This is a genomic window from Phocaeicola sp. RTP21198st1_B8_RTP21198_201120, from assembly GCF_040929485.1.
Classification (GTDB): Bacteria; Bacteroidota; Bacteroidia; order Bacteroidales; family Bacteroidaceae; genus Phocaeicola; species Phocaeicola dorei.
Map to the genome: position 1 here is coordinate 1 of NZ_JBCOCI010000411.1, position 1,245 is coordinate 1,245.

Here is a 1,245-nt window from a genome sequence, read left to right on the forward strand (position 1 = left end):
GTCATAATCAATGAGACTCTACTTCCCGAAGCTGCAGATATGTCTTTTTGTAAATCAACAATCACATAGACGTCCGCTCCCGAATTCATCAACAATTGCTTATCATTGGAATCAGCATTCTTACTTTCCCATTCGGAAGCACGCAAAGTTCCTGACTGTTTTCCCTCGGCAGCCACTGTCTTCACGCCAAGCTTAACAAATCCCTCCTTTACCGTACTTACGGCTATACGAAGATCAAAATCATTCTTCAGAATATCAGCGTATGAGCTTCGGTCATTGCTTTTATAGGGGACTACCATGATTGTCGGCAAAGCAATTTGTTGCCGGGTTTCCTCCATCGACATTTCTTCCTGGGGTCTCGTCATCAATTTGTTCCGTATCAAGTCTTTTTTAAGCGCACCTAATAAGATTTGAGCCGTTACTGTACCATTGTATAGCTTGGAAGATTGCCGTACCGGATCTCCTACCGTTTCATAGTTCTTCACAAAGAGCATATAACGTGAACTGAAAAACTGATTCATATAGTAAGAATCTTCTTTCCCGACGAGCGGCTGTCCGTTTTCCACTCCGTCAATGCCGTTGAGAAATATAGCATTAAAGATCGACTTCAATGCCATATTATATACATCTTTCTTTTTTTCGGCTGTTCCGGAAGCGGTGATAACGGCTATGTTATCATCTGCCTTCACACAAGTTACGTCATTGGAGTATGACTCCTGTGCCATGAAATGAATAGTGTATACAACTAGCAGGTTCAAAAGCAGTATTCGTAACTTCATCATAGTCCAAGTCCGCCTAAAAAGGTATTTTTTCGAGAAAGAATAATCAATTTCTTTTCTTCTTTCGATGCTTTCATTATCTCCTCACCGCCTTTGCTCACGGTACATAAAGAACGCGTTCCGCTCAATACTTCTTTCACATTCAAGCGTCCGACTTCTTTCAATGACAGTTCTCCGGCAATATCCATCTCTATGTAAACGATAAATTTCTGGCCTTTTTGTACCCCTCTCTTAGTTCCAAGATCGATATATACAGTTTGTGCTTTATCTTTTTTGGTACTCTCAATCTGTACAATCGTTCCTTTCATTTTGAAATACTCGTCAACAAAATCGTCCATGCTTATTACTACATAATCCAAAGTCTTAATGATTGCTTCATCAGGAGTATCGCCAATATTCCCGGTCAGCCCCTCGTGAGTGAATGTCTGGGTTCCTTTGAGTGTACCGTTAGAAGGGTCTACTATTT

1 protein-coding gene and 1 pseudogene are annotated in these 1,245 nt (G+C 40.8%); both read right to left on the minus strand.

Annotated features, from left to right (window positions below; translation table 11 throughout):
- Nucleotides 1–782 (minus strand): DUF6175 family protein (locus tag AB5935_RS26805; protein WP_368327957.1); only part of this gene is annotated, 782 nt, incomplete at its 3' end.
- Nucleotides 779–1,245: pseudogene (locus tag AB5935_RS26810) on the minus strand (penicillin-binding protein activator LpoB); the annotation flags it as partial. The gene AB5935_RS26805 and the pseudogene AB5935_RS26810, both read right to left, overlap by 4 nt.